General features: G+C 63.2%; 21 protein-coding genes and 1 tRNA gene. 2 read left to right on the top strand and 20 right to left on the bottom strand.

The genetic code is table 11. The features are described from left to right. Window positions 1-602, top strand: a 602-nt coding sequence (locus ACFO3E_RS07830) for a LysR substrate-binding domain-containing protein (protein WP_380803596.1), incomplete at its 5' end; no start/stop codon positions are given. A 403-nt stretch (window positions 603-1,005) separates the two neighbouring features. Here ACFO3E_RS07830 and ACFO3E_RS07825 read toward each other — a convergent pair. Genes ACFO3E_RS07825 through ACFO3E_RS07815 form a run of 3 tightly spaced genes read right to left on the bottom strand, consistent with a single transcriptional unit; the run spans window position 1,006 to window position 5,236 of the window. Next, the gene (locus ACFO3E_RS07825) at window positions 1,006-2,322 is read right to left on the bottom strand and encodes an McrC family protein (RefSeq protein WP_380803595.1); all 1,317 of its coding nucleotides are present in this window, start codon (window positions 2,320-2,322) and stop codon (window positions 1,006-1,008) included. Further along, a complete protein-coding gene (locus tag ACFO3E_RS07820) occupies window positions 2,319-4,811 on the bottom strand; it encodes an AAA family ATPase (protein WP_380803593.1) in 2,493 nt (830 codons plus the stop codon). Before ACFO3E_RS07820 ends, ACFO3E_RS07825 begins: the two co-directional genes overlap by 4 nt. Then, complete coding sequence (locus ACFO3E_RS07815; protein WP_380803592.1) at window positions 4,808-5,236, bottom strand: DUF4268 domain-containing protein; 429 nt, start codon at window positions 5,234-5,236, stop codon at window positions 4,808-4,810. The genes ACFO3E_RS07820 and ACFO3E_RS07815 overlap by 4 nt, the downstream gene beginning before the upstream one ends. A gap of 134 nt (window positions 5,237-5,370) precedes the next feature. On the opposite strand from ACFO3E_RS07815, the gene ACFO3E_RS07810 reads away from it, so the two are divergent. Next, a complete protein-coding gene (locus ACFO3E_RS07810; protein WP_380803589.1) occupies window positions 5,371-5,709 on the top strand; it encodes a hypothetical protein in 339 nt (112 codons plus the stop codon). Window positions 5,710-6,264: 555 nt separating this feature from the next. Here ACFO3E_RS07810 and ACFO3E_RS07805 read toward each other — a convergent pair. The 17 genes from ACFO3E_RS07805 to mnmA all read right to left on the bottom strand — a co-directional run bounded on the left by ACFO3E_RS07805 (window position 6,265) and on the right by mnmA (window position 22,333). Continuing rightward, window positions 6,265-6,340, bottom strand: a tRNA-Phe gene (locus tag ACFO3E_RS07805). Between the two features lie 51 nt (window positions 6,341-6,391). Then, window positions 6,392-6,586, bottom strand: a complete 195-nt coding sequence (locus ACFO3E_RS07800) for a DNA gyrase inhibitor YacG (RefSeq protein WP_380803587.1) — start codon at window positions 6,584-6,586, stop codon at window positions 6,392-6,394. Beyond that, window positions 6,576-7,565: a ribonuclease gene (locus ACFO3E_RS07795; RefSeq protein WP_066525562.1), complete on the bottom strand. Its 990-nt coding sequence runs from the start codon at window positions 7,563-7,565 to the stop codon at window positions 6,576-6,578. The genes ACFO3E_RS07800 and ACFO3E_RS07795 overlap by 11 nt, the downstream gene beginning before the upstream one ends. Window positions 7,566-7,570: 5 nt before the next feature. Then, the gene (locus ACFO3E_RS07790; RefSeq protein ID WP_066525565.1) at window positions 7,571-8,143 is read right to left on the bottom strand and encodes a Maf family protein; all 573 of its coding nucleotides are present in this window, start codon (window positions 8,141-8,143) and stop codon (window positions 7,571-7,573) included. Between the two features lie 14 nt (window positions 8,144-8,157). Continuing rightward, window positions 8,158-8,376, bottom strand: coding sequence for a translation initiation factor IF-1 (gene infA / locus ACFO3E_RS07785; RefSeq protein WP_003049127.1), 219 nt, complete (start codon window positions 8,374-8,376; stop codon window positions 8,158-8,160). Window positions 8,377-8,435: 59 nt separating this feature from the next. Beyond that, window positions 8,436-9,725, bottom strand: a complete 1,290-nt coding sequence (locus ACFO3E_RS07780) for an adenosylmethionine--8-amino-7-oxononanoate transaminase (RefSeq protein ID WP_380803585.1) — start codon at window positions 9,723-9,725, stop codon at window positions 8,436-8,438. Window positions 9,726-9,784: 59 nt separating this feature from the next. Next, window positions 9,785-10,201, bottom strand: coding sequence for a DUF4168 domain-containing protein (locus ACFO3E_RS07775; protein WP_380803600.1), 417 nt, complete (start codon window positions 10,199-10,201; stop codon window positions 9,785-9,787). Window positions 10,202-10,371: 170 nt separating this feature from the next. Continuing rightward, on the bottom strand, window positions 10,372-12,393 hold the full coding sequence (locus tag ACFO3E_RS07770; RefSeq protein WP_066525572.1) for a M13 family metallopeptidase: 2,022 nt from the start codon (window positions 12,391-12,393) through the stop codon (window positions 10,372-10,374). A gap of 52 nt (window positions 12,394-12,445) precedes the next feature. Further along, the gene (gene bioD / locus ACFO3E_RS07765; RefSeq protein ID WP_066525573.1) at window positions 12,446-13,060 is read right to left on the bottom strand and encodes a dethiobiotin synthase; all 615 of its coding nucleotides are present in this window, start codon (window positions 13,058-13,060) and stop codon (window positions 12,446-12,448) included. Beyond that, window positions 13,057-14,181 (bottom strand): 8-amino-7-oxononanoate synthase, encoded by a 1,125-nt coding sequence (locus ACFO3E_RS07760; RefSeq protein ID WP_066525574.1) that lies wholly within the window; start codon window positions 14,179-14,181, stop codon window positions 13,057-13,059. Before ACFO3E_RS07760 ends, bioD begins: the two co-directional genes overlap by 4 nt. Window positions 14,182-14,369: 188 nt before the next feature. Further along, a complete protein-coding gene (locus ACFO3E_RS07755) occupies window positions 14,370-15,053 on the bottom strand; it encodes a DUF2490 domain-containing protein (protein ID WP_066525577.1) in 684 nt (227 codons plus the stop codon). A gap of 217 nt (window positions 15,054-15,270) precedes the next feature. Further along, a complete protein-coding gene (locus tag ACFO3E_RS07750) occupies window positions 15,271-17,394 on the bottom strand; it encodes a sodium-translocating pyrophosphatase (RefSeq protein WP_066525579.1) in 2,124 nt (707 codons plus the stop codon). 252 nt (window positions 17,395-17,646) lie between these two features. Further along, window positions 17,647-18,561: a thiamine-phosphate kinase gene (gene thiL / locus ACFO3E_RS07745; protein WP_066525582.1), complete on the bottom strand. Its 915-nt coding sequence runs from the start codon at window positions 18,559-18,561 to the stop codon at window positions 17,647-17,649. Between the two features lie 124 nt (window positions 18,562-18,685). Next, window positions 18,686-19,132 (bottom strand): transcription antitermination factor NusB, encoded by a 447-nt coding sequence (nusB, locus tag ACFO3E_RS07740; RefSeq protein ID WP_066525585.1) that lies wholly within the window; start codon window positions 19,130-19,132, stop codon window positions 18,686-18,688. Window positions 19,133-19,224: 92 nt separating this feature from the next. Further along, a complete protein-coding gene (hisD, locus tag ACFO3E_RS07735; protein WP_066525589.1) occupies window positions 19,225-20,514 on the bottom strand; it encodes a histidinol dehydrogenase in 1,290 nt (429 codons plus the stop codon). Beyond that, window positions 20,504-21,166, bottom strand: coding sequence for an ATP phosphoribosyltransferase (hisG, locus tag ACFO3E_RS07730; protein ID WP_066525592.1), 663 nt, complete (start codon window positions 21,164-21,166; stop codon window positions 20,504-20,506). Before hisG ends, hisD begins: the two co-directional genes overlap by 11 nt. 60 nt (window positions 21,167-21,226) lie before the next feature. Beyond that, complete coding sequence (gene mnmA / locus ACFO3E_RS07725; protein WP_380803580.1) at window positions 21,227-22,333, bottom strand: tRNA 2-thiouridine(34) synthase MnmA; 1,107 nt, start codon at window positions 22,331-22,333, stop codon at window positions 21,227-21,229. Window positions 22,334-22,398 lie beyond the last annotated feature (65 nt).

The raw sequence follows: 22,398 nt of genomic DNA, 5'->3' as shown, positions 1-22,398 counted from the left end.
TCGCCGCCATTCATACCTGGGCGGCATCAGCCCACTCGCGTTCGAAGCCAAGGTGGCATAATGAGATAGGTGACCGGCGCAAAACCGTTACAAGTCCAGACCTCACCTCGCGCGTTCGTAGCGCGTTCACCAGCGATGCCGGGCTTACAATGCGATCGCTCGGCATCTCTACCCGCATTCTCGTCGCCAGCCCGCAGATCGCGAGCCAGATCGCGTCGGTTGAGCAACTTGCGACGCTCCCGGCACTTGCGACCAACGATGCCGACGACGACCTTGAATGGCATCTCGAAAGTGAGGACGGCGGCAAGAAGTCCATCCGCGTAGAGCCGCGCTTCGGGTGCGAGGATATGGCAGCGGTTCGCGACGCGGCGATTAATGGACTCGGGGTTGCGATCCTGCCCGATCATGTCTGCCATGGGGCCCTGCTCGCCGGACGCCTTGTGCGAGTCCTGCCCGCATGGCGCGGTTTGCAGGGAATAGTGCATCTTGTCTTCACAACACGGCGCGGACTGCCCCCGGCCGTCCGAGCCCTTATCGATCATCTCGCCGCGGGCTTTCCCGCAGCGCACGCTATCGGACAGGCTGCCTTTGCCGCAATATAATCTCTGTTCTGCGCAGTGCCCGCTTAACACTCAGTAGCTGCCGCCAGATCATCGGCTGAACGCACGGCGGGTTGCGAGATTGTCCGCAGGCCGACCAGACGGCCGCAATGGCGCAAAACGGCCACCAGCCCCGCCACTTTCAGAGCATCGCTTCCGCAGACTGGCAAAAAGGGCGACTGAGAATTCCGGCGCATAGTACCGCATATCGTCGGGACGGAAGGGTCTCACCCGCCATGGTGCGGCGCCAGCTGCGGGCGCAAAGCACGGCAACGTCGGCACTATTCGCACCGTCCATTGCATGATCTACGTCATTGAATTTGCATGATAAATGTGTGGCGCCCAGAAAGATAGTTAGAACCACCAACACTGCGACTGTATGCTTCTGACTTCTCGCCATAAATTTTTAGGCGGCCACAGGTTTCCTCGGTTGTAGGCGAAATTCGTCGACCAACAGAAGATCCCTCAGCTGCCCGACCGCCGCTTTCGGGTTGGAGAGGGACAAAGTCGCAACTCCAATCCTGCTGTCGTCGGTCCCGTTGATCCGATGCACGCAGGTCAGCCCAGCGGTTTCCGACCCCAAGCCTCCATGGTGCGGGTAGAGGAGTAACAGCCGTTCGCACCGGTAGACGTGGGCATAGGCCATCATTTGGTAGACGTCAGCCTGGCCGACACCATACTTTGGATCATCGATGGCCCCCTTGAGGCGTTTCCATTTGGTGTCCATGACGAGCACCGGTGCACCTTGGCTGGCGATCGTGATGTCCGGCTTCGTGGCGAACCGGTTTTGCCCCGTGTGCACTTCCGCCAAGGCATAGCTGCGCGGACCCTGCAAACGAACCTCATAGCCGGTTCCAGCCAGCGCGCGAGCAAGGCTCCTTCCGACGAACTCCTCGAACAGCTTGTTCATCTCGAACAGAAGCGAGAAACCGCGAGCGTCACCGCTGCTCGTAGTCTGGAAGCGATCCCCGAGCAACAGCTTCGCGATCGCGAGCAATTGCGCCCAGGAGCGATTGGTCCGGTCGATAACCACCTGCTGCCACGGAAGGGCTGCAACCGGCACTGCGGTGATGTCCGCGAAGGCAAAGCTAAGCTCAGCCAGCCGTCGCTGGTTTTCCGGTGCCCTGGCTACCTTGGCGAGTTTCGTCACCGCCGCCTTCATGATCTGATTGAGCGCGATGTCCGCGCTCAGCTCGTCGAAGCGGCACGCCAGCCGCTGCGGGCTAGCCGCCAGCACAGTGAACTGGCGCTTGACGTCCAATCTGCCCCGCAGCGCCGCCAAGTCATCTTCGTGTGGCACGTAGCGGCGAGGAAGACCGCGGTGGAGCGCCTCAAAGAGCCGATCGCAGAACAGCCGTATCAGAATTTCGAGCAGGTCGTCTCGCTGCCAACCCAGGTCGGTCAGGCCGCCTTCGACAATGTCGAGATCGAGCACGACCGCGAGCATGTGGACGAGGCTTCGGCGCGCGGCTGCGTCGTTCTCGTTCCCGTCTATTTTTGGAAGGATCTCAAGCGTCACGCCATCGGCAGCGATGACGCCGACGACCTGCTGGGCGCGCAGCTTCCTCGGGTGGTTGATCAAGATGCGCTCGGCGTCGAGGCCGGCCGACGGAACAGCGGCCGCGCATTCGATGATCCGGTCCGCGGCCGCCCTGCTGAAGGAACCCGGGCCGGGTTCCTCAATAGGGATATAATCCCACTCGCGAACGCTTCGGCGAATCATCCCGTCAGCTGCCGGTAGGCTTCATGGCTGAACGTGTTGCGGACGGTATACCGCCACCGCTCATTCAGGTAGTCGCCTTCGCCGGCGGGTAGGGGGGCCAGCTTCCGGCGGAGGATGAAGCCGCCATCGTCTTCGATTTCGCCCAAGGCCTGTCTGACCCGCTCCCAGTTTTCGTAGAAATATTCCGCGAGCAACGGGATCACCTTTGCCCGCATGATCTCATCGATGCTATCCTTGGTCGTACAGCCGAGGAAGTAAGCGTGGCCGATCTGGTGCTCGCGATCAAAGAGATATTCGATGCGATCATTCAGGATCCGGAGGAGACGTTTCACGTTGATGCCTTCTATATCGTCCGGCACTAGGTCAGGGTTCGGCATCAGCTCCTTGAAGCGAAAGCGCCTTCTCAGCGCCGTGTCCAGAAGCGCAATGGACCGGTCTGCCGTGTTCATCGTGCCGACGATGTGAAGATTGGCCGGAACGCCGAAGGTGTCGCCGGAATACGGCAGCTTGAGCCGAAGCTCGTTGCTTTCGCCCAGGCGCTTGTCGGGCTCGATGAGCGTAATCAGTTCGCCGAAGACCTTCGATATGTTGGCCCGGTTGATCTCGTCGATTATTAATACAAACTGGTCGGGAGCTGACGGATCAGCCGGAGCGTCGCTGGGAAGAAGGCGGGAGAGAGCTTCCTTTTTGACCTTCGCCTCCTTCAGCAGATAGCACGACTGCCTCGTCAGTGTGCCGTCGTAGATCGTGTCGATCGGCAGCGCCTCGTCAAGGACCAGAAGCCAACGCACCGGCCGGCGATGATTGTAATTCCGCTCGCCGGTCGGTTCATAACGATAGGGTCCGGTGATCTCGCCGATGGCCCGAAAGTGCGAATTCCCTTCCGACACGATGACAATGTCGCCTTCGCGCATGCTGTCGCGGAATCTCCAGACCTGCGAGATATTGCCACTGTTGCCCTTGGTGCCGGGCTCGATCTCGTTCCACTTGTCGAAGATCGCCTGATAATCCTCGTACCGAGGATCGGACCAGTCAACCTCACCGCCCCATCCGAGCACGATGTAGCCGCCCTCGATCGCGGCATCGTAGATATGGTCCTCGGCACCGGCCCGCCCTAGAGACATCTTGAAGAATTGGTGATCGCCCACATCATATCCGCCTGACCGGCCGGCACTCTTTCGCGCCTGCTCGGCAAGCGCCGAGATTTCCCGGAAGACACCCCTGCGCGGCTCAAGCCTGAAGCCGCCTGCCTGGCTCTCGACGCCGTCCTCATCACCGGTCACCGGACGGAGGCCCTCCACGAAGTCTTCATAGGCGTAGGACTGGTGGAAGGTGACGAAGCCAATCTGCCCCGCTTCCATCAATGCGTCGTAGCGGGCCTTGAGCTCCCGTCTGCTGGCGGGAACCGAGCCGTCACAGAGCCTAACCGCCTCCTCGGCTGTCGCGAAGGTCTTGCCGGTACCAGGCGGCCCGTAAAGAATCAGGTTAGTCGGTCGTACCACGGTCGTTCCCCCGGCGGAGCCTGTGCTCGCAGCATTTCTAATTTGAAGGTGGTCAGTTCGGTTTCCCGCACTATCGTACCAGTCAAGAACCTTGAACAGTTCGCCCTCGCTTGATGCGCGGACGCTAAGGACGGCCTTCGGAAACCCTGCGCTGCGAATATCGAAGGGCGGAGCATGGCTGAGACGCCCGGGCAGGTTGGAGTGACGGCCCTTGTCGGCGGCGTATGATTGCACTTCCTGTGCCGGCGGCGGACCCGCCCATTCGTCGTCTTCAAGCCAGAGCTGGACCTTCGAGATGTCCTTCTGAAGCGCGAGGGCTCGGCCGTCCACGAGCGTGAATGAGACCATCTTCTGACTATCGACGTCGGAATTGCCATAGCGCCCGCGCAGCATTGCCTCGGCGCGGGATACGTCGAAGCTCCCGCTGGAAACCCTCTCGAAGGTGAATGCGGTGGTCGAGCTGTTCTCCGGCCCCTCGCGCCGCACCAATCGAACAGCTGCCAAGGCCTGGAACTTCCTGCTGCCGATGGCGCTGCAAACGGCCGGCATGGCGTCCTGCAATCCCATTTGCTTGTGAACGTCGCCCGCCCGCACGGCAAAGCGGTGCTCGCCCGCCCGGCGGGCCGGCTCGACGATCTGCCTCAGCACGAACGCGCGAATTCGGTCGGCCTGTGACTGTCCGTCGCTCGGCCCTGCGCCGTTCTCGCGGAACTGGCGATAGACCGAAAGCGCCGACCGATACGACGCCAGGCTCTTGTATGCGTCGCCATCGATCTGGATCTTTGAGGTGTTCGGCTTTCCTGCGGCGTTATCTTCGGCGGAATAGGCGAGATCCTCAAGGATCGCCGCGAAGCCATCCGCTTCGAACGCCTCATCGAGGTCGCCGTAATTCGTCTCGACCCTTCGGGCGTCAGCTATCCGGGTCGAGATGGTGTTTGGAGCCTGGCCATGCGCCTGCATCCATGCGCGGAATTCTTCATCCTTCAACGAGTCCCCTCCGTCTCCGGTGAGGCCCGGAGGCGGGAGCCGAACTCCCTCTCGAACGCCTGCATTATCCCGATCGCCCAGCGATGCTGTTCACCCCAGTCGCGGTCACCATAGCCGCGACTGAGCGTCGCGCGGACGGCCGTCTTCTTGCGGCCATCCTTCTGCTCCCAAGAGAGGCTTTCGCCGATGGCTGATTGGATGGTGGCACGCTCACGGTAGAGGCTTTCGAATTGCCGGCGATCCTCATCGCGCTCGTTGTTCAGATTGACCTGGATCGCGTCACGGCGAAGGCTCAAGCTGACGTGGGAGCCCGGCACGATGTCCCGCATCGGCGCCCAGTTCTTTCCGGGCGGCCTCATGTCCAGTCCTGCCTCTTTGGCACGCTGCGTGAAGATTGCGAGATAGCTCGCCACCGCATCATCCATAGCCCCCTCCCGGCGATTCCCCCATCACTTGCATGTGCGACATATTCGGTCGTGCCCCCCCTAGGCCTCCTGCTCAATCTAGACGGAGAGCCTGCTTTGTTTCAAGCTAAACACCTGAGTTGCGGGAGCTTGATATGATGCACGAGTGGATGGCGGTGCCTATGGATTACGAGCCGCTCAGCGGCCATTCGGACGTCTTCGTCAAGGCGGCCTCACCGATCGACGCAGACAGCATCGGGAAAACCACGCCGGCGCCTACCACGGCGAGACAGGCATATTTCCACGACTATCTAAAACGAATCTCGTGGCACCTCGGCACGCAGTCGATTCCTGTTTTCCTCGACTTCAATGGCGAGAGGCGACGAATGGACAAGGGCTGCATAGGACACGCGGTTGCCGCAGGGGTGTTAAAGCCCCCGATCAATGGCTCTGATGGGATCAGTCACGTCGAACTGGCGCAGAGCGTTACTTAACTGCACTGTCAATCCCCGATAGCGACAAGGATGGCCGAACGAAGCTGGCTGCTGACGGACGTGTATCAGGCATTTGGCGAACCGGCGTTCATCACGGTCAGCGCCTGCGAGCGCTATCTGTGAGCCCGCTTCAGACGGGTATCACGATCAGCTCTCTAATCGCGAAGATGAAGCTCTTCCACCAGGGTCAATCGGTCATCCGGTCGTTCCGACCCAACGTATCGATGGCGATCGGCCTCGCGCCCGGGTACTGAATTGGAGTTGTCTACACCGCGGAATGACGAAATCTAAACGGCCGCTCGATACCAGGCTTGGGTCTATGCAGGACTGACACTGGCATACCGGCCGCAACCTCCCACTTTCAGAGCATCGTTTCCGCAGACTGGCAAAAAGGGCGACTGAGAATTCCGTGACTTAGCGCACCGTACTATCGGACCAGAATGGTCTCACCCGCCATGGTAGGGGGTGGGCCGCGGTCACAAGGCGCGGCAATATCGGCACTATTTTCGCAGCCCACTGCATGATCTAAGTCATTGAATTTGAACGATAAATTTGTGGTGCCCGGGGACGGAGTCGAACCGCCGACACTGCGATTTTCAGTCGCATGCTCTACCAACTGAGCTACCCGGGCACGGGTGCCGGTGAGGACCACCGGCAGCGTTGAGAGGCGTGCCTATAGGCATCAATCCAGGGGGCTGTCCACCCCATAATCGTCGCTTTTTTTCATCTCGTCGGCGGCAGGCGAGCCGGGAACGCGATATCCTTCGCCGAGCCACTGCAGCAGGTCGCGATCGCGGCATGCTTTTCCACAGAAGGGGCGGGTTTCAGCCGCCGAAGGCCGGCCGCAGACCGGGCAGGAGGAGGTTTTAGGCAACATGGCCGCCGAATATGGCGAGGTTGGTGTCCACCTTCAAGCTGATCGCTCCGCCACGGCGGCGGGCGAGATGTTCGATCCAGTCCGTGGCCTTGCGCAAGCGTTCGATGACCGCGGACGCCGCGGTGATCGTGGCCGGGCCGCCATTGCCATGACGTTCCGCGCGGCGGAGGAGCGCGAGGGCCGCCGTTTCCACGGGATCGGCCCTCAGCAGTTCCATGAGGTTCATGCGCTCGCGGCGGCGGATGACCTGGACGAAGCCGAAGCCGTTGACCGCAGTGCGTTCAAACGGGAGCGGGAGATATTTGTCGATCTGGGCCGAGGCGACGGCGCGCTCGTCCTTGTTGTTCATCGTCGGCAAGTCGATGCCGATCGAGCCGGTCAGGCCCATGCGGCGGATCGCCTGCGCGGCCAGCTTCGCGCCCTTGGGGCCAAGCTTGGCGGGCGGCAGCGAGCCGTCCACATCGATCAGGATCATCGCTGGCGTCGGGAAAATACGCAGGGCCGATTCCTCCGTGCCGATCTCGCCGGAGATCGCCTCTTCCATCAGTTCGCTCCAGCCATGGGCTTCGAAGCGGTCTTCCTCATGCGCGGGACATGGGACGATCGGCAGGCCGGTGGCGCGCAGGCGCTGGAGCAGGCTGGGGGCAGGATGCGCTTTGGAGCCGGGCTGGGCTATGCGGGCCTTGGCAAGCTTGGCGCGGCCTTCCTCAGGGATCGCTTCGCGTAGGATTTCGAGGAGGACCGTCGCGCCCTCCGCGATTTTCGGCGGGATGGGTTCGACCAGCACTTCCTCGCCGGAAATGAGGCGGGCGATGCCGCGTTTCTTCGGAATGACGGTGCGGACAAGCTTACCCTGAACGACCGAACCAGCGCGCACGGCGTCGGTTTCCCGTTCAATCTGCGCTTCGACCAGCCGGCCCTTTTCGATCAGCGCGGCGCGGGCCTCGCCAATGCCTTCTTCATAAAGCCATTCGGCCATGTCGGTCAGTCCAGTGGATAGCCCGCTGCCTTCAGCAGCGCGCGGGTTTCGTAAAGGGGCAGGCCCATGATCGCGCTGTGGCTACCCTGGATGGCGCGGATGAGGCCAGCGGCGCGGCCCTGTATAGCGTAGCCGCCTGCTTTGCCGTGCCATTCTTCCGACGCGATATAAGCGTCGATCTCGACACGATCGAGGCGTTTGAAGATAACGATGTTGGTCGAGAGGCGGTGGCGCGCCCTCCCCTCCGCATCAATCAGGGTGATCGCGCTCAGTACGCGGTGGCGCCGGCCGCAGAGGAGTTCGAGGCACTTGCGCGCTTCGGCTTCGCTTTCGGCCTTTGGCAGGATGCGGCGGCCCGCCGCGACCACCGTATCCCCGGAGAGGACCAGCGCGCCGGGGTGACGCTGCGCCACCAATGCAGCCTTTTCAGCGGCGACGCGAGCAGCATAGACAGCAGGAAGTTCGGATTTCAGTGGTGTTTCGTCGAGGTCAGCCGGGTCCACCGCGTCGGGAGACACGCCGATCTGACCCAGAAGTTCACACCGTCTGGGAGAAGCCGAAGCAAGGATGAGCCGCATCAAAAAAAAGCGGCTTATTTGAAGCGGTAGGTGATCCGACCCTTGGTCAGGTCGTAAGGGGTGAGTTCGACCAGCACTTCGTCGCCCACCAGCACGCGGATGCGGTTCTTGCGCATCTTGCCGGCGGTGTGGCCGAGGATCTCGTGATCATTTTCAAGCCGTACGCGGAACATGGCGTTGGGGAGAAGCTCCACAACCTGTCCACGCATTTCAAGCAGTTCTTCTTTTGCCATAATATCCTGGGAAGTCGAAAAATCGCGCCGCCATAGCGCCTAAATGCGGAAAATGAAAGTCAGGCCGGAACGCCGAAAATATCACCGGCTTTTGAGAGAGCCGCGAATATGCGATCAAGCTGATCTACATCAAGGCAATAAGGCGGCATCAGATAGATGGTGTTGCCCAAGGGCCGCAGCAAGATGCCTTGTTCCAGAAAGAAGGCGCGCAGGCGCGGACCAAGATCCGACAGATAGCCTGCGTCAGCCGCGATCAAGTCGATGGCTGCGATGACGCCAAGCTGACGCGGATTCGTGAACGCGGGATCCTCGCCGAGCTGGGCGAGTCGCTCCGCCATTCCCTTCGATAGGGTGGCGATGCGGCCCAGCACATCTTCCTCCCGCCAGATGGCGAGATTGGCAACCGCAGCAGCGCAGGCGATTGCGTTCGCCGTGTAGCTGCTGGAATGGTAAAAGAGGCGCGAGCGGTCGGTGGAGCGATGTGCGTCGAAGATGCGCGAAGTCGCCAGCGTCGCCGCCAGCGGTATTGCGCCGCCGGTAATGCCCTTGGCCACGGCCATGATGTCCGGAACGACGCCTGCCTGCTCACACGAGAAGAGCGTTCCGGTGCGGCCCCATCCGGTCATCACCTCATCCACGATGAAGAGGACGTCATGCCGGGCGCAGATCGCCGCCATTTCCTGCAGGACGGCTGGCGAATAGATCAGCATTCCCCCTGCCCCCAGGATCAGCGGTTCGACGATGAAGGCAGCGGGGTTTTGCGCGCAGGCTGTCTCAAGGGCGTCGAGCGTTTCCTTCTCCTGGCCGTGATACGGGAAGGGTATGGTGCCGACGTCGAACAGCAAGGGCGTCCAAGCGGCATTATATACGCCGCGCTCACCCACGGACATCGCCCCGATCGTGTCCCCATGATAGCTGTGCTGAAGGACCAGAATGCGGTGACGGGGATCGGCCAAGCCGTCCAGCGCACGATTGTGCCAATATCCGAGCGCCATCTTCAGCGCGACTTCGACGGCGGTGGAGCCGCTGTCCGAAAAGAAGACATGCGCGAGCGGGTCGCAATCCGTTGAATGCGGCGCCAAATCGATGAGGCCGCGTGCGACCTGTTCCGCAGGCTCGTGCGTGTAGCCCGCGAAGACAAGCTGGTCGAGCTGCCCTGCCTGCGCGGCGATGGCCGCGGCGATGCGCGGATGACAATGGCCATGGGTAGTCACCCACCAGCTGGAAATGCCGTCGATCAGCGTTCCGCCGTCAGCGAGATGCAGCAAAGCGCCCTCCGCTCGCGACACGAGCGGAATGGCTTCTTCAAGGCCGTGCTGAAAGAAGGGATGCCAGACAGGGGAGGTCATGCCGTGACGCTTAGAAGAGCAAGCGCGTCAGGCCAAGCTCCTCCCCTGTGATAGCCCGTTTATTTCGCGGGGGCGGCTGGGGTCGCGGGATTTGCAGGCGTAGCGGAAGCGGCAGGGGCTGCCGCCTGGATACGCTGCTGAAGCGCGGGGTCAGCGGCGGCCGCCTGGCCGATCTCGTTGAATTTTTCCGGCGCGATGCCTGACGCCTGAAGCGCAGCAAGCATCTTGGGCTGCTTTTCCGCCTCGGCAATGGACGCGTCAGACTGAATCTTGGTCACTTCCACCGCTGCGGCAGCGAACTGCTTGAGGTCGGCCTCACTATATTTCGCCGCGCCAGCCGAAGGGGTTGCCGGAGCGGCGGGTGTGGCTGGGGTGGTCGGAGCAGCCGCGCCCTGCGCCAGAAGCGGCGCTGCGGCAAACAGGGTGGCCGACGCCAGGCCAGCTTTCAGAAAGATCGTAGAACGAAAACCCGTCAACATGCTTCTCCTCACAAATTAATGAAGGAAAGCTGTGGAAGAGCGCCGCGAGATTAAAGAGCGATCCGGCGAAGCGTGAGATTTGAGGGATAACGGCCATTACTAAAACAGCTCGTCCCCAAAATAGCTCACCCCGCCGCAACCACGAATCATTGCGACGGGGAAATGGATCACCAGATCTTCACTCTTTCTTGCGGCGCAAGGTAGAGTTTGCCGCCCTGTGCGGGCTTAAACGCCGCATACCATTGGTCGAAATTGCGCACGGTATCAGCGCGATATTGGGACGGCGAATGCGGATCGGTGACCAGCCGCTGGTGCAGATTCGGCTCGCGGTAGTTGCGACGCCACACCTGCGCCCAACCCAGGAAGAAGCGTTGGTCGCCGGTGGTGCCGTCGATCACTGGCGCCGGCTTGCCGCCGAGGGAGGCATGATAGGCGTCCAGCGCGACAGCGACGCCGGCAAGGTCGCCGATATTCTCACCCAGCGTGAAGGCCCCCTTCACATGCGCGCCGGGAAAGGGTTCATAGGCGTCATATTGCTTCACCAGCTTGTCGGTCAGCCCCTTGAAGGCGACGACATCGGCATCGCTCCACCACTGATTGAGCTTGCCGGTCTCGTCATATTTAGCGCCCTGGTCGTCGAAATGATGGCTGAGTTCATGGCCGATGACAGCGCCGATGCCGCCGTAATTGACGGCCGGATCGGCATGGGGATCGAAGAAGGGCGGCTGAAGGATCGCGGCCGGGAAGACGATCTCCACCATGGAGAAGTCCGCATAGGCGTTGATCTCCATCGGCGTCATCTGCCATTCCCAGCGGTAGATGGGCTTGCCGAGCTTCCCCACCTGATAGTCGAATTCATATTGTTTCGAGCGGAGCGCATTGCCGAACAGGTCGGCGGGTTTCACGATCAGGCCGCTATAGTCGCGCCATTTTTCCGGATAGCCGATTTTCGGCGTGAAGGCGGCGAGCTTCTTGTGGGCGCGAGCCTTGGCCGCGTCGCTCATCCAGCTGAGGCCGTCGATGCGGCGGCCCATGGCGGCGATGACATTTTTGACCAGTTGATCCATCGCCGCCTTGGTTTCGGGCGGAAAATATTTCGCGACGTAGATCTTGCCGACCTCCTCACCCATCGACTCTTTCACGAAATCGACGGCGCGCTTCCACCTTTCCTCGCGCTGGGGCGTACCGGACAGGGTCGTGCCATAGAAAGCGAAGTCGGCGTCGGCGATCCGGTCGGGCAGATAGGTGGCGTAGGCATGCAGGCTGCGCAGCAATAGCGCATCCTTCAACAGTTCCAGCGGGGTCCGGGCGATCAGCGCCGCTTCGCCGGTGATGGCGCTTGGCTGGGCGACGATCAGTGCAGCGGGCTGCAACTGGTTGGCGGCGAAATAGTCCGTGAAGGGGAAGGATGGCGCGGCCTTCTGCAGGTCGGCCAAGGTCATCCTATTATAGGTCTTGTCAGCGTCCCGGCTATCGACCTGGGTCCAGTGCAGCTTCGCCACTTCGGTTTCGAAGGCCGTGAGCGCGGCGGCGCGGCGCTTCGCATCCGACTGACCTGCCAGCGTCAGGATCTGCTCAAGATGCGCGACATAGGCGGTGCGGATCGCCGCCATCTTTTCGTCCGGCTGCAGGTAAAAGTCACGATCGGGGAGGCCCAGGCCGCCCTGCCGCAAGTTCAGGATATAATGGTCCGGGTCCTTGTCATCCTGCCCCACATAGAAGGCGAACGGCCCAGGAATGCCCGCGCGGGCCGCTTCGGCTGCGAGGCGGGCATAGCTGCGCTTGTCCTTGATCGACTGGATTTTCGCGAGCCAGGGCTGAATGGGGGTTAGTCCCTTCGCCTCGACCGGCGCAGCGTCGAGATAGCTCGCATAGGCGATGCCGATCATGCTCGCCGGGTCGGACTTGGCGGCTTCCAAAATGCCCTTTGTCCGTTCGCGCGACAGGTCGTCCAGCACATTGAATGCGCCATAGTTGGACTTGTCGGCCGGGATCGCCGTGGCGCCGGCCCAGCCGCCATTGGCGTGAAGGTAGAAGTCGTCGCCCGGCGCGACCGCCAGGTCCATGCCCTTCGTATCGAAGCCATAGCTGCCATAGGTCGGCTTCGCGGCCGGGGCCTGGTCGGCCTGCGCCACCGAAGCGGCGACGACCAGCGCCGAGGCTGCGGCGCCGAGGAGGAGAAATTTCATCGAAGCGTCCCTTGCTTGACCCAATTGCAGGGAGTTGAGCCGGGACAGCGGGTCAGGGCAAGCGGATATTCGCCGCGAATGCCTGGCTCAGGCTTTGGGCGTTCAGCGGATCGAGGCGCGGGAGGCGGCCGAGGCTGGGAATATTGCCGAGCGCCGGGATGATCCGTTCATTTTCCGCATGAGCGTCCCCGATGAAGGCGATACCGGCCAAGGGCACGCCACGGCTGCGCAGCGCTTCGATGCTGAGCAGGCTGTGATTGATCGTGCCAAGCGCGGTGCGGGCGCAGAGAATGACCGGAAGGGCCCAATATGCGAAGATGTCCGCCATCAGCAGCGTCTCGCTGACCGGGACCAGCACGCCGCCCGCGCCCTCCACCACCAGCGGGCCATCGACAGGGGGCAAGGCGAGCTGGTCGAGGCTGATCGTCACGCCGTCCAGGCGCGCGGCCAGATGCGGCGAGGCGGGCGTCCTGAGGCGATAGGCTTCGGACAAGATCCGGTCGGGGGGCAGGTTCGCAAGGCGGGAGACCGCTTCCTTGTCGCCTTCCGGATCGATCCCGGCCTGGACCGGCTTCCAATAATGGGCGCCAAGAGCGCCCGCGAGTCCGGCGGCGAAGACCGTCTTGCCGATATCCGTGTCGGTGCCGGTGACGACGAAGCGGGTCATGCCAGCATCCGCTGCAATTGTTGCCCGAGCGCGGCGACATCGGCGCGGCCGACATTCAGGGTGAGCGAGATGCGCAGGCGGCTGGTGCCGGGCGGAACGGTGGGCGGGCGGATGCCGCGAATGTCGAACCCGGCCTCTTGCAGCGCGGCGGCGGCGGCCATGGCGCGGCGGTCCTCGCCCAGCAGGACGGGAATGATCTGGCTGCGCGGCTGCGGCAAGCGCAAGGGAGCGCAGATCGATTCCGCCGCATCCACGCGCAACGTCTTGAGCCGAGCGCGCAGGTCGTCGGCCTGTTCGATCCGGTCGAGCGCGGCCGAGACGGCGACGGCCATCAAGGGCGAGGGCGCAGTCGAGAAGATGAAAGCGCGCGCGCGGTTGATGAGATAGTCGATGATGATCTGCGGCCCGCAAATCAGGGCGCCTTCCACCCCCATCGCCTTGCCGCAGGTGTGCAGCGTCACGACATTGTGAAGGCCGTCCAGTCCGGCGGAAAGGCCGCGTCCCCCCGGGCCGAAGACGCCGGTGCCATGCGCTTCATCCAAGATCAGCATCGCTTCATGGCGGGCGGCGAGCGTGGCGAGGTCGGAGAGCGGTGCGGTGTCCCCGTCCATCGAATAGAGGGTTTCTACGGCAATCCAGATCCGGCCCTTGCCACCCTCCATCCGCCATGCGGTGATGAGATCGGCGAAGCTCTGCACATCATTATGCCGGGCGAAAACGGTCGCCGCCTTGGACAGGCGGATACCGTCATGCACGCTGGCGTGGATGAGTTCGTCGGCGACGATCAGGTCGCCGCGCTGTGGCAGCGTGGAAAAAAGCGCGCAATTGGCGGCAAAACCGTTGGCGAGGAACAGCGCAGCCTGGGTGCGGAAGAAGGCGGCGGCCTTCGCCTCCAGCCCTTCATGCTCGGGCGCGTTGCCGCGCAGCAGGCGCGATCCGCCGGAGCCCACAGGCACGCCGCGCGCCACCGCGTCGGCGACGGCCTGGCCGATCAGCGGGTCGGACGCGAGGCCAAGATAATCGTTGGAGGCGAAATCACGCCCGGCGCGCGGCGCCAGACGGCGCAGGCGCCCGCGCTTGTCGAGGGCGGCCAACTGCGAGCGGAAAGGTTCGCTGGTCATGGAGGGGCCCTATAGGCCCTTGGACGTGAGAGGGGCAAGCTGGATGGAGAAGGGCGCCCCGCCCCGCCGGATGATAAAGTTAACGTCTCCCCGGCCTTGAGCCGGGGGCCTGCCTTTTTCTTCCCGCTCTGTCGCGTTGAGGCAGCGGGGCCCGGACCAAGTCCTGGGAGACGTTAGCCAATTCGATGTTAGAAGCTGAAGCTGAGCGCGAAGGACGCCACATTGTCATTTGGGTCGTCGGCATCCGGGCGGAAGCCATGCTGATGCAGATAGCCGATCTCCGCATTCACATTCTTCGCCAGCGGCGTCGTGATGGCGATGAGGTTGCGCATCCGTTCTTCGCCCTCGACCCGCTGAAAATTGGTGGTGTTGAGGTCGATGAAGCTTTCGTGGCTCAGCACCAGGGCGGTCTTGCCGCCTTCCTTGAAGGGCAGGACATATTTGACATAGGGCCGCAACCGCCACGCAGTCCCGTCCACCCCTTCGCGCCAGCGTTCCTCCAGCCGCAAGCGGGCGCTCAACTGGCCGGGGCCGATCTTCACGATATTGTCGAAAGTCACCTGCTGGCGGCTGCGATGCTCCATCACGGTGAAGTCGCCGCTCACATAATTGGGATCATGGGTGTAACCCGCCCAGACCGTGACCTTCTTGTTGATCTTGTAGCCGATCAGCGAGTTCATTTCGACTTCGTACAGGCCATCGCGCTCATTGCCGAAACGGCCGATCACCTCTTGCGAGAAACGCCATTTGTCGCTGAGCTTCACCGTCGCGGTGACGCCGGTCCAGAGCTGCTCATCCTCGCTGGCGTGCGCGACTGCCGGAAGGGCCAGCACGGCCATGGTGGACAAGAAAAGCTTGAAGGTCGGTCGCATTGGAATCTTTCTCCCTCGCCTGGTGGCGTGGGGCGCCGACTATGACCAATGTGTGACTCGTTCATTTCTGTTTTATGTCAGATTGATGACAATGTTAGACTGGACAACAGCAGAGTTACGGCGGGTCCGTTTGGTTTCTTGCCATAACCACAACGGAATGACCCCGCCCTGATCATGGGGCGGGGTCATCCTACCGTCCTAAATTTAGGACAGTGCCTTAGGCGCCATGCGCCAAGGCGGCGAGCAGCAGCAGGGCGACGATGTTGGTGATCTTGATCATCGGATTGACGGCAGGGCCCGCCGTATCCTTGTAGGGATCGCCCACGGTGTCGCCGGTCACGGCCGCCTTGTGCGCCTCCGATCCCTTGCCACCGTGATTGCCGTCCTCGATGAACTTCTTCGCATTGTCCCAGGCTCCACCGCCCGAGGTCATCGACAAGGCGACGAACAGGCCCGAGACGATGACGCCGAGGAGCAGTGCGCCCAGCGCCGCGAAGCCGTTGGGCGTGCCCGCCACGGCCGAGATGGCGAAATAGACGACGATCGGCGCCAGCACCGGAAGCAGGCTGGGGATGATCATCTCCTTGATCGCGGCGCGGGTGACGAGGTCCACCGTGCGGGCATAATCGGGGCGCGAAGTCCCTTCCATGATGCCGCTGTTGGTGGCGAACTGTTCACGCACATCCTTCACAACGTCGCCCGCCGCACGGCCGACCGCCGTCATGCCCATTGCCCCGAACAGGTAGGGCAGCAGCGCGCCGAGCAGCAGCCCGACGATGACATAAGGGTTGGAGAGGCTGAAATCGACCGGCTCGGTGAGGCCGAGGGCCGAGTTGTAGAATTTCAAATCCTCCGTGTAAGCGCCGAACAGGACGAGCGCGGCGAGGCCCGCCGATCCGATGGCGTAGCCCTTCGTCACCGCCTTGGTCGTGTTGCCGACGGCGTCGAGCGCATCGGTCTTGCCGCGCACACTGTCGTCGAGGTGCGACATTTCCGCGATGCCGCCCGCATTGTCGGTGACCGGGCCGTAGGCGTCGAGCGCCACGACCATTCCGGCAAGCGCCAGCATCGCGGTGGCGGCGAAGGCGATGCCGATGAGCCCCGCCAGTTGATGGGCGACGATGATGCCTGCGACGATCACGAGCGTGGGAAGCGCGGTGGCTTCCAGGCTGACGGCCAGGCCCTGAATCACATTGGTGCCGTGGCCGGTTTCCGACGCGCGCGCGATGCTGCGCACGGGGCGATAGTTGGTGCCGGTATAATATTCGGTGATCCAGACGATGAGGCCCGTAACAGCGAGGCCCACCATCATCGACCAAAAGAGCGCCATGCCGGTATAGCCGCCATTGCCGTCCAGATCGGTTCCGAAACGGGCGTGGAGATCGCCCAGCGTAAACTGCGCGGCGAAATACAGTGCGGGGATCGACAGGATCGCGGTGGTCCAGAAGCCCTTATAAAGCGCGCCCATGATCGACTGGCTGGCGCCGAGACGCACCATATAGGTGCCGATGATCGAGGTGATGATGCACACACCGCCGACGATAAGCGGCAGCGACATGAGCTGCTGCAGGAAGGCGTTGTCCACGCCCTTCACCAGCAGCGCGGTCAGCACCATGGTGGCGCCGACGGTCACGACATAGGTTTCGAAAAGGTCAGCGGCCATGCCTGCGCAGTCGCCGACATTGTCGCCCACATTGTCGGCGATGACGGCAGGGTTGCGTGGATCATCCTCCGGGATGCCTGCCTCGACCTTGCCCACCAGGTCCGCGCCGACGTCGGCCGCCTTGGTAAAGATGCCTCCCCCCAATCGGGCGAAGATGGAGATGAGGCTGGCGCCGAAGGCCAGAGCCACCAGGGAGTCGATCACCAGACGATCGTCAGGCGCGTGGCCGGCCGGGCCTGTCAGATACCAGAAGAAAACGCTGATCGCGAGCAGGGCAAGGCCCGCCACCAGCATGCCGGTGATGGCGCCAGCGCGGAAGGCGACGGTTAGGCCACTTTGCAGCGTGGTGCGCGCGGCTTCGGCTGTGCGGACATTGGCGCGCACGGAAATGTTCATGCCGATGAACCCCGCCGCCCCCGACAGAATCGCACCGATCAGGAAGCCGATCGCCGATGTCGCACCGAGGAAATAGAAGACGAGCGCAGCGACGACCACGCCGACCATGCCGATGGTCATATATTGCCGGCTGAGATAGGCCTTCGCCCCTTCCTGGATCGCGCCGGCGATCGCCTGCATGGTTTCGTTGCCGGCGGAGGCCGCCAGCACCTGACGACTGGTGAACAGGCCGTAGAGCACGGCCAGCAGGCCGCACCCTATGGCGATATAGACAATCTGCATGAATGTTCCTCTCCCCCTGTTTTTCCTGTCATCGGCCGCTCCGCAGGGAATGACGGGCAGACGAAAGGCGTGAAACGGGGCGGCCGGAATTCGCGCATCCGGCATCGGGCACCGCGTCAATCAGCAACAAGGTCACGCACTTCATGGGCGTCCAACCGGGCTGAGAAAAGGATGGGGGGAAGCTACAGCCAGGACGAGCGGCGTCAAGCGGTTACGGAATTGACCTGAATCAGCGACTTGGCTCGACGCCGGTCAGCCATGTTCCCAGCCGAGACGGGCGGGCAACGGTATCGCTGCCCCGTCGATGACGAGGCTGAGCCCTGATCCTTCGGAGAAATACCCTACGGGAATAGCCCTGACCGGGGGCTTGAGCGTAGGCGGCAAGGCGAAGAGCAGCTCATAATCGTCGCCCGCCTGGGCTGCCGCGATCTGCGCGGCGGTGCTGGCCCCCCGAACTGCCTCCAGCGCGGGAGAGAGGGGTATATGATCGATGGTGACGGCAAGCCCGCTCGCCTGCGCCATGCGCGAAGCGTCGATCAGCAGGCCGTCCGACACATCCATCATCGCGTGAGCATGGGGGGAGAGCAGCGCTCCTTCGGCGAGGCGCGGTTTGGGGCGGCGATAGGCATCCACCAATGGCCCCGAGGCGCGGGCGTCGGCGCGCAGCAGGTCCAGGCCCACGCCGGCATCGCCCACCGGGCCGGTGATGTAGAGGCGATCCCCCGCCTGAGCGCCCGTCCGGAGGGGCACTGGTCCGCTCGCCTCGCCGATGGCGGTAAGGCTGTAGCTGCGGGCGCTGCCTGCAGGCATCTGCACGGTGTCACCGCCCAGCAACGGCATGGCGTGGCGGCTGAGCGCTTCGCCGAGCCCTTCAAGGAAGGCAGCGTCCCAGCTGTCGTCACCCGACAAGGCATAGTTGAGCAGGCATCCCATGGGCCTTGCGCCCTTCGCGGCCAGATCGGACAGGTTCACGGCAGCGAGCTTCCAACCGATGTCGGCGGGCGGATCGGTTGGAAGGTGATGCACCCCCTCTACCATCGTATCGCTGGTGAGGATCAGACGGGTGCCGCCGACCTGCAGGATTGCCACATCGTCCTGCAAGCCCTGGGCTGCGGGGTCACTGGCCAGTAGGCGGAGCAGGGTTAGAAAGCGGGATTCAGCGGACATGGTTAGGACCTGACGCCTTTCAGCAGCCCAAGCCCCTCATCCGTTCGCTTCGAGCGAAGTCGAGAAGCGGCTAGGCCGTCCATATCATTTCTCGACTGCGCTCGAAACGAGCGGAGGGAAATGCCTATTTCCGCACATCCTTCGCCACGCCATCGAGCAGGCCGTTTACGAAGCCTGCCTCCCGCTTGTCGTAGAAGGCGTGCGCGACATCGACATATTCGCTGATGACGGTGCCGGTCGATACGTCGTTGCGGGCCAGCAGTTCATAGGCGCCCGCGCGCAGGATTTGCCGCATGGGCTTGTCGAGCCGGTCGAGGCTCCAGCCTTTCGACAGGCGTGCGGCGACGAGGCCATCGATTTCGTCCCGCCGCTTGTCAACGCCGGTCACGATGTCATCGAAAAAGCTTTCCTCGGCTTGGGCGTAGGTCACGTCTTCGATCGTCGCGCCGAGGCGATGCTGGTGAAATTCATGCAGCAGGGCGGCGAGCGGCGTGCCTTCCATTTCCAGCTGATATAGCGCCTGGACCGCGGCAAGGCGGGCGGCGGAGCGGGATTTGGCGCGTTCGTTCATAAGGATTCCATGTAGCCGTTCGCCCGGAGCTTGTCGAAGGGCAGTGTTTCTTGAGAAGGGCGGGGCTTCGACAAGCTCAGCCCGAACGGGGGTTAGGTAAGCCGCACCGCGACCGAAGCGGCGTGGGCAGGAAGCCCTTCCGCCTCCGCCAGCGCAACCGCTGCGGGACCGATCGTGTCGATGCTGCTCTGGTTCAGGCTGAGAAAACTGGTGCGCTTCATGAAGTCGAGCACCGAAAGCCCGGAGGAAAAGCGCGCCCGGCGGCCGGTCGGCAGCACATGGTTCGGCCCTGCGACATAATCGCCCACAGCCTCCGGCGTCATGCGGCCAAGGAAGACCGATCCGGCATGGCGCACCTGCGCGAACAGGGCGTCGGGATCGTCCACGGCGAGTTCCAGATGCTCGGCAGCCAGGCGGTTCACCAGCGGCATCGCCTCTGCAAAGTCGGGCACCAGAATGATAGCGCCATTGGCGGCCCAACTGGTCGCCGCCACCGCCTGCGTCGAGAGCAGCGGCAGACGCTTTTCGACGGCCGCCGCGACGGCGTCCGCAAAAGCGGCATCGTCGGTGAAGAGGATCGACTGGCTGGTCGGATCATGTTCGGACTGGCTGAGCAGATCGGCGGCGATCCAGTCGGGATCATTTTGCGCATCGGCCACAACGACGATCTCGGAGGGACCGGCGACCATGTCGATGCCGACGACGCCGTATAGCTGCCGCTTGGCCTCCGCGACCCAGGCATTGCCGGGGCCGGTAATGACATCGACCGGCTTGATCCGATCCGTTCCATAGGCAAGCGCCGCCACCGCCTGCGCTCCGCCGATGCGCCAGATTTCCTCGATCCCGGCAATGCTTGCCGCTGCCAGGACCAGCGGATTGATCTCGCCATTAGGCGTGGGCGTCACCATCGCGATGCGCGAGACGCCTGCGACCTTGGCGGGGATGACGTTCATCAGCAGCGAACTGGGATAAGCGGCGCGGCCGCCCGGCACATAAAGACCGGCGGCATCGACGGGCGTCCAGCGCGCGCCGAGGCGGACCCCGGCCGCATCAACGCTGTCGCTATCCTGCGGCTTCTGCTTTTCATGATAAGTGGTGATGCGCGCTGCGGCGAGTTCGAGGGCGTCGCGTAGTTGCGGTGAAATGCCCTGCAGCGCCGCGCGGCATTCGGCCGGGGTCACTGCCCAGCCACTCGCGGCCAGATCATGCCGGTCGAAGCGGCTGGTATAGTCGGCGATCGCGGCATCGCCCTCCGCGCGCACCCGCTTCAGGATGGCGCTGACATCGCGCGACACATCTTCGTCGGCCTCACGCCGGGCATCGACGAGGGAAGTGAAGGCGGCGGAGAAACCCGCGTCGCGGCTGTCGAGCCTAAGCGGCATCCTTTACCCCCACGGCCTTGCGGAAGCCTTCGACCAGCGGCGTGAGGTCGGCAGAGCGCATCTTGTAGGCGGCGCGATTGACGACCAGCCGCGCCGATACCTGCATGATGACATGGGTTTCGACGAGCCCGTTGGCTTTGAGCGTCGCGCCCGACGACACCAGATCGACGATCCGCCGCGACAGGCCCAGCGAAGGCGCCAGCTCCATCGCGCCGTTGAGCTTTACGCACTCGGCCTGAATGCCGCGCGCTTCATAATAGCGGCGGGTGAGATAGGGATATTTGGTGGCGACGCGGACATGGCTCATCGCGGCCTCATCCTCATCGGCGAGATCGACGGGCTCCGCGACCGACAGGCGGCAATGGCCGATGTCGAGGTCCACAGGCGCATAAAGCTCCGAATAATCGAATTCCTCGACTACGTCGGAACCGACGATCCCGATCTGCGCCGCGCCGTGGGCGACGAAAGTGGCGACGTCGAAAGCGCGCACGCGGATGATGGAAATGTCTGGCCGGTTGGTGGCGAAGCGCAGCGCCCGGCTCTTCTTGTCATGAAATTCCGCCTCCGGCTCTATGCCGACGCGCGCGAGCATCGGCAGCGCTTCATCGAGAATGCGGCCCTTGGGGATGGCGAGTGTGAGCGGACGAGTCATGACCGGCGGGCCTTACTTCGCAGGGGGAAAAAGGGCAAGGTTGGGGCGGAGTGCGGCAGATCAGGCCGCGTCAGCCAACGCTGCCTCGGTCGCCGCAATCCATCCGCCGCCCAGCACGCGATCGCCTGCATAGAGTACCGCAGCCTGGCCCGGCGCGACGCCATATTCGGGCGCGTCGAAGATCAGCCGTTCGCCCTCAAGCCGTGCGGGCACCGGCTTCGCCATCGACCGCACCTTGGCGCTCAGCGGGCCGGTGAAATCACGGCCCAGCCAGTTGATGTCCGACAGCTGCGCCGCAGATATCGCCAGGGCCGCCTTGGGTCCGACGATCACCCGCCGCGCTTCGGCGTCAAGGCGCACCACATAAAGCGGTTCGGCCTGGCCGCCGATCTCCAGCCCCTTGCGCTGTCCCACCGTATAGTGGATCAGCCCCTTGTGCGCGCCCAGCACCCGGCCATCGACATGGACGATATTGCCGCCTTCATCGGAATCGGGACGCAGCTTGCGCACGATCTTGGCATAGTCGCCGTCCGGCACGAAGCAGATGTCCTGGCTATCGGGCTTCAACGCAACCGAAAGGCCCAGTTCCGCCGCGATTTCGCGCACCTGCGGCTTGGGCAGGCCGCCCAGGGGGAACCGCAGATAGTCAAGCTGCGCCTGGGTGGTGGCGAAGAGGAAATAGCTCTGATCCCGCGCGGGATCGGCGGCGCGGTGCAGTTCGGCGCCCTGTGGCCCTTCGACACGCCGGACATAATGGCCGGTGGCGAGGCAGTCCGCCCCCAGGTCGCGCGCAATCTGGAACAGGTCGGTGAACTTCACGCCCATATTGCACTTCACGCAGGGGATGGGGGTGCGTCCCGCCATATATTCATCGGCAAAATCAGCGATCACCGAGTCCCGAAACCGGCTTTCATAATCGAAGACATAGTGCGCGATGCCGATGCGGTCGGCGACGGCGCGGGCGTCCCGGATATCCTGCCCGGCGCAGCAGCTGCCGGTGCGGCCCACGGCAGCGCCATGATCGTAGAGCTGCAGCGTCACGCCGATGGTTTCAGCGCCGGTTCGCGCGGCAAGCGCGGCGACGACGCTTGAATCCACGCCCCCGGACATGGCGACGACGATTCGCCGCTGCTTAAGCGGCTCGGGCAACTGAAACTGGGGCTGCATGGGCGCGCATATAGTCGCGCGCGCGCCTGCATTCCAGCGGGATTCCGCTGTCACGCCCGCCAACA

Source organism: Sphingobium tyrosinilyticum, from assembly GCF_042654265.1.
Taxonomy (GTDB): Bacteria; Pseudomonadota; Alphaproteobacteria; order Sphingomonadales; family Sphingomonadaceae; genus Sphingobium; species Sphingobium tyrosinilyticum.
This window is presented reverse-complemented; position numbering and strand designations above follow the sequence as displayed.